General features: G+C 31.8%; 7 protein-coding genes. 5 read left to right on the top strand and 2 right to left on the bottom strand.

Annotation, left to right across the window (positions count from 1 at the left end):
- Positions 1–163 precede the first annotated feature (163 nt).
- The 4 genes from fabF (at position 164) to pyk (ending at position 4,184) form a co-directional block, all read left to right on the top strand.
- The gene (fabF, locus tag KA468_RS04950; RefSeq protein WP_291241828.1) at positions 164–1,417 is read left to right on the top strand and encodes a beta-ketoacyl-ACP synthase II; all 1,254 of its coding nucleotides are present in this window, start codon (positions 164–166) and stop codon (positions 1,415–1,417) included.
- A gap of 4 nt (positions 1,418–1,421) precedes the next feature.
- A complete protein-coding gene (gene rnc / locus KA468_RS04945; RefSeq protein ID WP_291241827.1) occupies positions 1,422–2,171 on the top strand; it encodes a ribonuclease III in 750 nt (249 codons plus the stop codon).
- Positions 2,172–2,280: 109 nt separating this feature from the next.
- Positions 2,281–2,751: an IPExxxVDY family protein gene (locus tag KA468_RS04940; RefSeq protein ID WP_291241826.1), complete on the top strand. Its 471-nt coding sequence runs from the start codon at positions 2,281–2,283 to the stop codon at positions 2,749–2,751.
- A gap of 2 nt (positions 2,752–2,753) precedes the next feature.
- The gene (pyk, locus tag KA468_RS04935; RefSeq protein ID WP_291241825.1) at positions 2,754–4,184 is read left to right on the top strand and encodes a pyruvate kinase; all 1,431 of its coding nucleotides are present in this window, start codon (positions 2,754–2,756) and stop codon (positions 4,182–4,184) included.
- A 65-nt stretch (positions 4,185–4,249) separates the two neighbouring features.
- Here pyk and KA468_RS04930 read toward each other — a convergent pair whose 3' ends face one another.
- Together KA468_RS04930 and lepA are read right to left on the bottom strand one after the other, a co-directional pair.
- On the bottom strand, positions 4,250–8,455 hold the full coding sequence (locus KA468_RS04930; RefSeq protein WP_291241824.1) for a choice-of-anchor L domain-containing protein: 4,206 nt from the start codon (positions 8,453–8,455) through the stop codon (positions 4,250–4,252).
- Between the two features lie 105 nt (positions 8,456–8,560).
- Positions 8,561–10,357, bottom strand: coding sequence for a translation elongation factor 4 (gene lepA, locus KA468_RS04925; protein ID WP_291241823.1), 1,797 nt, complete (start codon positions 10,355–10,357; stop codon positions 8,561–8,563).
- Positions 10,358–10,537: 180 nt separating this feature from the next.
- Between lepA and KA468_RS04920 the strand changes: the two genes are divergently transcribed.
- Positions 10,538–11,248 carry an SIMPL domain-containing protein gene (locus tag KA468_RS04920; RefSeq protein ID WP_291241822.1) on the top strand — a complete coding sequence of 237 codons (711 nt, stop codon included), beginning with the start codon at positions 10,538–10,540 and terminating at the stop codon, positions 11,246–11,248.
- The last annotated feature ends 1 nt before the right edge of the window (position 11,249 follow it).

Raw genomic sequence — 11,249 nt, 5'->3', positions numbered from 1 at the left:
TACGGATGTTGTTATTTTTTGTTTCTGTTTTTAAAAATCTTTGTTTAGATTTGTAAAAACATTGATTGTATTACAATCATTCACATAAGACATTTATGTAATACCCAATGTTGATATTTAATTATGAAGCATTGGGTTTTTCTATATAACTAAAAAATAATTTATGCAATTAAAACGCGTAGTGGTAACAGGACTTGGAGCACTTACTCCAATTGGAAATAATATTCAAGAATATTGGAATGCCTTAATTAGCGGTAAAAGCGGAGCAGCTCCAATTACGTATTATGATACCGAAAAACATAAAACAAAATTTGCTTGCGAAGTAAAAAACTTCAATATCGAAGATTTTATCGATAGAAAAGAAGCAAGACGTATGGATAAATTTGCACAATATGCCATTGTTGCAGGTGAACAAGCAATTGCAGATGCCGGGATTTTAGAATCTAACGTAAATAAACAAAGAGTAGGTGTAATTTGGGGTGCTGGAATTGGTGGTTTAGAAACCTTCCAAGAAGAAGTACTAAGTTATGCTAAAGGAGATGGAACACCTCGTTTTAATCCGTTCTTTATTCCAAAAATGATTGCCGATATTGCTCCTGCTCATATTTCTATGAGAAATGGCTTTATGGGTCCAAACTACACAACAGTTTCTGCTTGTGCTTCTTCAGCAAATGCTATGATAGACGCTTTTAACTACATACGTTTAGGAATGTGTGACGTAATTGTGTCTGGAGGTTCTGAAGCAGCCGTAACTATTGCAGGAATGGGTGGATTTAACTCTATGCAAGCATTATCTACAAGAAATGATTCGCCAGAAACGGCTTCAAGACCGTTTGATGCCAACAGAGATGGTTTTGTTTTAGGCGAAGGCGCAGGTGCTTTAGTTTTTGAAGAATACGAACACGCGAAAGCACGTGGTGCTAAAATATATTGTGAAGTTGGTGGTGGCGGAATGTCATCTGATGCGTATCACTTAACTGCTCCACATCCAGAAGGAATTGGAGTTATTGCCGTAATGGAAAATACATTACGTGATGCAGGTATGAAACCAGAAGAAGTAGATCACATCAATACTCACGGAACCTCAACACCTTTAGGAGATGTTGCAGAATTAAAAGCAATTAGTCATGTTTTTGGAGCACACGCTAAAAATATAAATATCAATTCTACAAAATCAATGACAGGGCATTTGTTAGGAGCAGCTGGTGCAATTGAAGCAATTGCTTCTATTTTAGCAATGAAACACAGTCTTGTTCCTCCAACAATAAACCACACAACAGTAGATGAAAATATTGATCCATCATTAAACTTGACTTTAAACACGCCTCAAAAAAGAGAAATTAAAGTGGCAATGAGTAATACTTTTGGATTTGGTGGACATAATGCTTGTGTGCTTTTCAAAAAATTAGAAGAATAACTTCATGCGTCGCATTTTAAATAAAATATTGAAAAAATCCCCTTCTTCTAATCAAGACGGGGTTTTTTTTGAAAAAATTACCAAAATTTTGGGATTCAAGCCCAATACAGAAATTTATTATAAACACGCTTTTACGCACCGTTCTGCAAATCAAACTGATGAAAAAGGATTTCCAATAAGTTACGAACGATTAGAATTTTTAGGTGATGCCATGTTAGGTAGTGTTATTGCTGCACATTTGTATAAAAAAGTACCAACTGGCGATGAGGGTTACTTAACAAAAATGCGATCTAAAATTGTAAGTAGAGAGCATTTAAACGAATTGGGAAAAGATTTTAACTTAGTACAGTTTATTGAAAGTAAAGTAAGTCCAACTCATTTTGGGGATAATATTCATGGCAATTTATGCGAAGCTTTCATTGGTGCCATTTATTTAGATAAAGGTTATCCGTATTGTGAGAAATTTATACAAGAGAAAATCATCAAACAATATGTGGATATTGAACGTTTAGAAGGAAAAGTAATTAGCTATAAAAGTCTAATTATCGAATGGTGTCAGAAAGAAAAAATTACTTTTAAATTTGATATTTTTGAAGATGATGGCAAAGAAGGCGTAAAGTATTTTGGTGTGAAATTACTTATGGACAATCAGGTAATTAGCAAAGCCAGAGCTACTTCTAAGAAAAAAGCAGAAGAAACAGCTGCAAAAAGAGCTTTTTTTGCGTTACAAGATAAAATTGAAAACAAATCCTAAATTTTTTTATCAACTACAACGTTTGAATTAAAAATTTAATAGTTTAGAAACCTTTTTTACTACAATTTAATAATTTTTACTCCTATCTTTACGATTATTAAAAAAATAAATGGCAAATCTTAAACTTACATTCGACGATTTTGAATCAAATGATTTTGAGTTACTTGCGATTCATTCTAATTTAAAAGATTTTAAATTAACCTTTTTAATAAACTTAAAATTGAATGTTTTAATGGCAAAAAATGATAACGAAATTTCTATAAAATCTTCTAACGGAACCGGAAAATTTTCAAGATTTAGTTATGACGATTTTAACCAAGATATTACTTGGGAACTCATTAAAAATCAAACCAATTTTAATTCGAATCAAAATAATACGGGTTTCTTTTCTGAAAATAATATTACAATGAATTTGATTCCAGAATTAAAAATAGCCGATTATTTATTAAAAATAGACAATATAGATTCAAGCTTTAAAAGCGAAGAAGTCATTAAAAAAATAAGTACCATACAAAATGTTTCTACTATTTATAAAGTAGATACAACTAATTTAAAATCGATAAACAATTTAATTTTTTAAAGATGCATACAACAAAAAAAACAAAAATTGTTGCCACATTAGGTCCCGCTTGTAGTAGCAAAGAAGTAATTAAAAAAATGATTGACGCGGGAGTTAATGTTTTTAGAATTAACTTTTCACATGCTGATTATACAGATGTAAAAGAAAGAATAGATATTATCCGCGAATTAAATACAGAATTTGGCTATACCACTTCTATTTTAGCCGATTTACAAGGTCCAAAATTACGCGTTGGTGTAATGAAAGAAGATGTTGTTGTGAATCCAGGTGATATTATTACTTTCCAAACTTCAGAAGATGTTCCTGGAACTGCAAATAGAGTATACATGAACTATAAAGAATTTCCAAAAGATGTAAATCCTGGAGAAAGAATTCTTTTAGATGATGGAAAACTTATGTTTGAAGCTATTGAAACCAATAGAGTTGATGAAGTAGTTTGTAAAGTAATTCAGGGCGGACCATTAAAATCTAAAAAAGGAGTAAATTTACCTAACACAAAAGTATCGCTACCTGCATTGACAGTGAAAGATATTAAAGATGCGATTTTTGCTTGTGAAAACAAAGTAGATTGGATGGCACTTTCGTTTGTTAGAACAAAAGAAGATATTAAAGATTTACAAGATTTAATTGCTGAACATTCTGAACATAAAATTCCGATTGTTGCCAAAATTGAAAAACCAGAAGCCGTTGAAAATATTGACGAGATTGTTGTTGCCTGTGATGGTTTAATGGTAGCTCGTGGTGATTTAGGTGTTGAAGTACCTGCGCAAGAAGTGCCTTTAATTCAGAAAAAACTAATTTTAAAAGCAAAATTAGCACGAATTCCGGTAATTGTTGCCACTCAGATGATGGAAACCATGATTACCAGTTTAACGCCTACAAGAGCAGAGGTAAATGATGTAGCCAACTCGGTTATGGATGGTGCGGATGCCGTAATGCTATCAGGTGAAACTTCTGTTGGAAATTATCCAGTACAAGTTATTGAAACCATGACAAGTATTATTGAAAGCGTAGAAGATTCTCCACTTATTAATGTTCCTCATATTGCACCAACAAAAAGAAACGATAGATATATTACTAAATCTATTTGTTTTAATGCAGCAGCTATGGCAGATACTATTAATGCAAAAGCGGTTACTACGTTAACAAATAGTGGCTATACCGCGTTTCAAATTTCGGCTTGGCGACCACACGCTCATATTTTAGTTTTTACTTCAAACGAACGAATTTTAACTCAATTAAATTTACTTTGGGGCGTAAGAGCATTCTTTTACGATAAATTTACAAGTACAGATGATACTATTGACGACATCAATAAAATTTGTAAAGAAAAGAAATACGTTAAAAAAGGTGATATGGTAATTAATTTAGCATCTATGCCGATTGCCAATAAAGGAATGGTGAACACCTTAAGAATTTCTGAAATTGAATAAAAATTCAAATTAAAATATAAAATCCCAAGTTCTTAGTTGAATTTGGGATTTTTTATGTCTTTTTATTATCGTTTTAAACTAAAATGAGATTTAAAAACACCTTTTTGCTTACTTTGTGTCATAAATTCTACCGAGAACCAATAATCTGTTGAAGGCAAGTCTTTTCCATCATATTTACCATCCCACCCAGAACCAGCTGGAGAAATTTGTTTTATAAGTTTTCCATATCTATCAAAAATAGAAATTAAACTTTTAGGCTGTTGTGCCAAATCAAAAATATTCCAAGTGTCGTGAAACCCATCTCCATTTGGTGTAAAATAATTTGGATAATTAATAATATAAATAGGTCCAATTCTTGTAGGTGTACAATTTCCTAAAGTATCATAAATAATTACAAAATAATCGCCTGTAACTAAGTTTGTAAAGGTATTACTTGTTTGAATTGGACTTAAATTTCCGTTTGGATATTCTAACTGATAGGTATAATTTCCATACCCTTCAGTTATATTAACTGTAATAAAAGTTCCATCCGTGTTAAATTCTGGACTCACCGTAAAATTGGCTTTAGCCGGACTTGATTGGATAATGGTAACCGTTGTGTTATTATAATTACATGCTGAACCCACATCAGGAGTGAGTTTAACAAATGTAACATTATAAACGCCAGCTTGCGTTGCTGTAAAATTAGGTCCCGTTCCTAATAAAGTTCCATTTAAAAACCAACTTACGGTATACACGGCAGGATTTAAGCCAGTTTGAATTGTATAAGGACGAATTAGAACATTTGTAATCGGGTCTACACAAATAACCCCTTGAGGTAAAGTAATATTTATTAAAGGATGAACTGTAAAAGTAAACGGTTGTTCTGCGCTACAATTTGGATTGTTTATGGAGGTAGCGTGAACATAATACGTATAAGTACCTGGTGTAGTAATATTTAAATTACTGATTAAATTAGCTGTATTTCCTCCTGGTTGCGAATAATAATTGATATTGAAACCAACGGAAGGTAAAGTAGGTAATACATATGTTCCACATTCTTCGGCATCAAATACTAAAGCTAACGCAGCTAAATTTGGAGTTTGAGATACAATAATATCAAAACTATCTTGAGCATTACAAATTGTTCTATCACCATTTGTTGCTACTACCCAGATTGTTGTGGTGGTATTCGGAACATTAAATACTAATCCATTTGCAACGGGCAATGTACCGGCTTGATCATAAAAGTAACCAATAGAGTAGTTTTCTGGAGTAGGCGGCACATGCGTTAAAGCAGGTAATGTATAATTTTGAGTTTCGCACACAGAAACATTCGTATAATTTGGTAAATTAATTCCACTATACGTTACCGTAAAAGGCCTATTAATTGTACAGTTAGTTACTGTGTCAATATTATACATATAAAAGGTTTGCGTAGCAGAAAAAACAGTTGTTGGTAACACGACAGTTCCTCCTCCACTTGGACCTCCAGGTGCGGTATATATGGTGCCGTTTACTGGTTGAGGAATAGAATATGGTGTGCATTCAAATCTATCTAAAACACCATCTGCTGGAGGAAATGGGTTTAAAGTTATAGTAAACGATTGTTCATTTGTACAACCATTCGCATCGGGTCCATTAAACACATAATACGTTCCAGGATTTAATCTAACTCCGGATAAATCTATAATATTTCCAGCAAAAAGTGGAATTTGACCTAAAGTAGTAGGTCCTCCTGGCAATGTATAATATGATCCATTTGTTAAAACAGGCAAAACAAATTCACCACAATACACACCACTAGGAATTACATCTACCAAAGGCAGAGGATTAATAATAATATTATAATTTAAATTATCTGAACAGTTTGGCAATAATGTGGTATTGGCATAATAATATATTACTTGAGAAGTTGTTATTGGAACATTAGGGTCAATCAATAAACCCCCTCCTAATGGAGCTGTGTAATATCCTCCAAAAGTAATAGCTGGCAAAGTATAACTAGAACAAGCATTTAAAGTAGTAAATAAGTTTGTATTAATTATATTTATCTGAAAATCGGTTTCTAAAGCACAAACTCCTGGGTTTCCATTTACGTCAATATAAGACGTACTATTATATATGTACATTATTTGAGTAGCAGTTATAGCATCTCCTGCAAAATAGGGTGTTCCTATCCCTCCTGGTTCAGAAAAATAATTCCCATTTGTTAAAGCTGGTAATGTATACGAATTACAATAAGTTACATCAGGCAAGGTATCAATTAAAGGAAGTGGATGAATATTAATATTAAATAATTCATCTCTACAAAAAACGCCATTTACCTCAGCATAATAATAAACTGGCTGAACAATATTTAATTGTGTGTTATTAGGAAAAACGGTGCCTATAGGAATTAAAGTACCTGTTCCAGTTGGTCCACCAGGCGCAGTGTAAAAAGCACCAATATTATATGGTGTTGATGGTATCGTAAAAGATCCGCAATTATCTAAAATTGGCTTATATTCATCTACAAAATAAGCTAAAAAGGAAGATTCGTTAAAACAGCCATTCACATCAGGTCCATAATATATATAATACATAGCACTTTCATTAATTATATTACCTGCAAATAGAGCTGTACCAGCTCCTCCTGGACCTGTAAAATAATTTCCATTTGTTAAAACTGGCAATACATAGCTACTACATTCTACCACATCGGCTAAATCGTCTACCGGAGGCAATGGATTTACATTAATATCAACACTTGTGACATCAAAACACAGTGAATTAGAAGCGTTTTGCATTCTGATCCAAACGGTTACTGTTGTAGTTCCATTAGGTATTGCAACTGAAGTAATCGCACCGGTATTTCCTGCTATAGCATCTGCTTGATTAGAAAAATATAAAACACTATAACCGGTTAATCCGTTTAAAACTTGAAGATCTAAATTAGCTAAAAAATACGTTGTTGCAGTAGGTGCTTCACACAATTGTACATCAACGGGTTGCGTAGCATTAACCACTGGATTTATTACTAAATCAAATTGATAAACGGCATCACAAAACAGGTTGGATATCGTATTAAAAATTTTAACATAAATAGTTTGACCTGATGTAGTAGAAAAATTAGTTGTTCCTACAATTGGATTATTTGCAGTTATATCAGCCATTGAGGCATAATAAAATAAGTCAAATGTTGTAGTATTTATACCTAATTGGGTTTCGTTATTAGCTGTTAAATCAAAAGAATAACTTGCTGCACCTGTGTTACACGTTTGTAAATTAGATGGATTAGTAACTGTTAAATCATTAATTACAACCGTATCGGTTAGGAAACAGGATCCTTTAGTAACCTCAACAGAATAAGTTCCTGGAATGTTTACAGTATAAGATGGGGTATTTCCTCCAACTGGATTTCCGTTTTGAAACCACTGATACGTATATGTATTATCTAACTGAGTATTTAATTGAATAGGATTCCCTGAACAAATTGTTTGATCAGGGCCTAAATCTAATGACGTTGTAAAACTTCCTCCAGATATAAATACAGCTGAATCATAACCTGAATCATTATAATCTCCAATTACCAATCTTATTTTATAAGGAACATTAGGAATTACTGTAGAAGCCGCATTCATAACAACAGTATGCCCTCTCATATTTAAAGTAGAAGCCGGAATGTTTAATGGATTATATGTACTGAAAAAATTTGGATTGGCCGATACGCAATTGGGATTATATAAATTATTTCTAATATCTTTAACTGTAACCGGCAAACTCGTTCCTGGAATAACAGCTAAATTGGTAGAAACATTTGTATTTAAATTGGTTAATACAAAAGCAAAAACATCACTAAATCCGCATTGGTATTCGCCATATTCATTAGATGCAAATAAAAAATCAAAACTAAAACTATTTGAAACGGGTATAAAATCAAATTCTAAAAAAGCTACATCTGTAATTGCTGAAGATTGTCCGCTATTAGTACTTAATGTTTGTAAATATGTATCTGTATTTGTATTAATTTGAGAACTTAAACTAGCATTATTACTATAATTTCCTTGCGTGTTTAACACTAAACCATTTCTAATAATTATTCCTTCATTAATAGGAAAAGTAGATCCGTTTTTATTAAAATAAGCAACAGATTGGTTGGATGAAATAGCAATATTTGAAACTGTGACACAAGAATTTACCAATAACAAATCTACAAGTTGTGCAGGAGTATTAGTAGTATTGTCAATAGTTATTGTTTGTGAAAACACACTTGAACTTAATGCTAATAATAAAAAATAAATATTTTTCATGTTCATATTACTAGAGTCATTTTAGAATTAGCAATAAATTTATGAAATATTTTAAAAAGAAAAAAGCATATTAAAAATTAATATGCTTTTTGTTTGTTTTTATATTTAATCGTTTAGTTTTAAAACGGCCATAAATGCTTCCTGCGGAATTTCAACATTTCCTACTTGACGCATTCGTTTTTTACCTTTTTTCTGTTTCTCTAATAATTTACGTTTACGAGAAATATCACCTCCATAACATTTTGCAGTAACATCTTTACGAAGTGCTTTTATAGTTTCACGTGCTATGATTTTTGCTCCAATAGCGGCTTGAATTGGAATGTCAAATTGCTGACGTGGAATTAATTCGCGTAATTTTTCACACATTTTTTTACCAATATTATATGCATTATCTTCGTGAATAAGAGCAGATAGTGCATCTACAGAAGTGGCATTTAATAAAACATCTAATCTTACTAATTTTGAAGTTCTCATTCCTATCGGATGATAATCAAAAGAAGCATATCCTTTAGAAACTGTTTTTAATCGGTCGTAAAAATCAAATACAATTTCCGCCAAAGGCATATCAAAATTTAGCTCTACTCGTTCAGTAGTTAGGTAAGTTTGATTTGTTATTAAACCTCGCTTTTCAATACATAAACTCATTACATTTCCAACATAATCGGCTTTTGTAATAATAGTTGCTTTAATGTAAGGTTCTTCAACTCTATCTAATTTGCTTGGTTCCGGCAAATCTGATGGATTGTTTATTATGAAACCAACTTCTGGTTCTTTCTTTGTATAAGCTAAATACGAAACGTTAGGAACAGTTGTAATAACGGTCATATCAAACTCACGTTCTAAACGCTCTTGAATAATTTCCATATGCAACATTCCTAAGAATCCACATCGGAAACCAAACCCTAATGCTGCTGAACTTTCTGGTAAAAACACCAACGACGCATCGTTTAACTGTAGTTTTTCCATTGAAGATCGTAAATCTTCATAATCTTCCGTATCTACAGGATAAATCCCTGCAAATACCATTGGTTTTACGTCTTCAAAACCTGTAATCATATTTGTTGTTGGTTCTTTAGCGTCTGTAACGGTATCTCCAACTTTTACTTCTTTTGCTTCTTTTATTCCAGAAATTAAATAACCAACATCTCCAGTTGAAATAACATTTTTTGGAACCTGATTTAATTTTAAAGTCCCCACCTCATCGGCAAAATATTCTTTACCGGTTGCCATAAATTTAATTTTCTGACCTTTTTTAATTTCACCATTTACGACACGAAAAATTACTTCAATTCCTCTAAAAGGATTATAGTGAGAGTCAAATATTAAAGCTTGTAAAGGCTCATCTTTTATCCCTTTTGGTGCTGGAATTTTTTCTATAATAGCAGCTAAAATATTTTCTACACCGAAACCTGTTTTACCAGAAGCGTGAATAATATCTTCTAATTTGCAACCTAATAAATCGATAATGTCATCTGAAACTTCTTCCGGATTGGCAGAAGGTAAATCTACTTTATTTAAAACAGGAATAATTTCCAAATCATTATCTAAAGCTAAATATAAATTTGAAATGGTTTGTGCTTGAATACTTTGCGCGGCATCAACAATTAACAATGCACCTTCACAAGCAGCAATACTTCGAGACACTTCATAAGAAAAATCTACGTGACCAGGGGTGTCAATTAAATTTAAAATATATTCTTGCCCTTGATACGTATATTCCATTTGAATCGCGTGACTTTTTATGGTAATACCACGCTCGCGCTCCAAATCCATATTATCTAATAATTGCGCTTTTTCTTCTCTTGCAGTAACGGTTTGTGTCGCACCTAAAAGGCGGTCGGCTAACGTACTTTTCCCGTGGTCAATATGTGCAATTATGCAAAAATTTCTAATGTGTTTCATATTCAATTTCAAAAATCAATAACAATTTCAAAAATCAATAAAAAATTGAAACTAAAATTGTGTTACTTCGTTTATAATCTACAAAGATATACGATTTATAGCTTTAAAAGAAATTATTTATTTGATATACTATATTTAAAAATTTCACGTTACTATTACTAATTATAAACCGGTATAAATATGAAAAAATCAAAATTTTACATCACAATAATAACTTGCTTAGTTTTAAATTTTTCTTTTTCTCAGCAAAAAAACACTATAAACGTAAATGGTTTAGGTAAGGTTTCTGCTTTTCCCAATGCAGCAATACTTACACTAGATTTAGATCACATTAAACCAACTTTGAGGGAAGCCGTTACAGAAAACCAGAAAACACTTCTCTTAGTAAAAAATATTATTAAAAATTATGTTAAAGATACTACGCTAATTAAAACGAGTTTGATTGCTACAAATAAAGCTACAAAATGGGATAATAAATTAAATAAAGAAGTATTTATTGGTTTTGAATCCTCTCAAAAAATAATTTTTACGTTATTAGATTTAAATCAAATGCAAAATTTTACTGAAGAATTATTGAAAACAAAATTTAATAAAATTCAAACTATTTCATATTTCAATACAAATACTGAGGAATTAATGAAACAAGCACAAGATTTAGCGGTAAAAGATGCCGTAGAAATAACGCAAAGATTAGCAAAAAGCGCCAATATAAAAACTGGTTCAATAGTAAATATGTCAACAAGCACTAGTGCTAATGAAGATCGCTATTCAACCGAAAGAAATGAATTTGAAACGTATGGAAAAGCTATGGGCGGAAGAGGAGTTTCTTCTAGTGGACAATTAATTGAATATATGGTTCGAGTTTCGATGCAAACCGAAATTTATCAATAAT

Origin of the sequence: Flavobacterium sp., assembly GCF_017985075.1 — a bacterium.
Taxonomy (GTDB): Bacteria; Bacteroidota; Bacteroidia; order Flavobacteriales; family Flavobacteriaceae; genus Flavobacterium.
The sequence above is the reverse complement of the archived record's forward strand: the minus strand, read 5'-3'. Positions and strand labels throughout refer to the sequence as shown.

Bases quoted from the DNA above. Each gene is read 5' to 3' on its own strand.
- fabF (WP_291241828.1), top strand. From the start codon at position 164: ATGCAATTAAAACGCGTAGTGGTAACAGGACTTGGAGCACTTACTCCA.
- rnc (WP_291241827.1), top strand. From the start codon at position 1,422: ATGCGTCGCATTTTAAATAAAATATTGAAAAAATCCCCTTCTTCTAAT.
- KA468_RS04940 (WP_291241826.1), top strand. From the start codon at position 2,281: ATGGCAAATCTTAAACTTACATTCGACGATTTTGAATCAAATGATTTT.
- pyk (WP_291241825.1), top strand. From the start codon at position 2,754: ATGCATACAACAAAAAAAACAAAAATTGTTGCCACATTAGGTCCCGCT.
- KA468_RS04930 (WP_291241824.1), bottom strand. From the start codon at position 8,455: ATGAAAAATATTTATTTTTTATTATTAGCATTAAGTTCAAGTGTGTTT.
- lepA (WP_291241823.1), bottom strand. From the start codon at position 10,357: ATGAAACACATTAGAAATTTTTGCATAATTGCACATATTGACCACGGG.
- KA468_RS04920 (WP_291241822.1), top strand. From the start codon at position 10,538: ATGAAAAAATCAAAATTTTACATCACAATAATAACTTGCTTAGTTTTA.